The 487-nt window shown below is 58.3% G+C and carries 1 pseudogene; it reads left to right on the top strand.

Going from position 1 to position 487, the window contains the following annotated elements:
• Positions 1 to 487, top strand: a pseudogene (locus tag RMT89_RS41040) (hypothetical protein); the annotation flags it as partial.

Raw genomic sequence — 487 nt, 5'->3', positions numbered from 1 at the left:
TATCGGCCATTTGCATGACGGTATTTACGGCATCGGCGTGGCTATGGATGTGTTTGCCGGCATCGGCCAAAAAGCCATTGCCAAGCTGCTTGAGGGGCTGGCCTTAATCTCGTTTGGTGAGGTGAGCGAGCGCTTTGAGATGGCCGCGGCCGAAATGTCGGCATCGGCAGACCGCCATTTTGCCAGCGCCGAGCAAAAAGCGCTGGCCTTTGAATCCAAGGCGGCAAGCGCCGCCGAACATGCCGCCGAAACCCAATCGCAGCGCCTTGAGCGGCTGGAGCGCGAAGCCCGCACAGCCTACGAAGCTGCTGCAACGGCGGCCATCGATGCTGCCGAAAAAACCAAGCTGGCGCAAGAAAAAGCAGCGCAAGCCGTAGGCACCTCGCAAGAGGCCATCACCAAAAAAGCGGTGGAGGAATCAGGAAAAGTAGCCGCCGAAGCGCAAAAAGCGGCGCAAAAATCAGAAACCGCATGGAATAAATCCGCC

This window comes from Streptomyces sp. P17, assembly GCF_032436805.1.
Lineage (GTDB): Bacteria > Actinomycetota > Actinomycetes > Streptomycetales > Streptomycetaceae > Streptomyces.
Note: the sequence above shows the minus strand (reverse complement) of the source record. Positions and strands in the feature narration are given on the sequence as shown.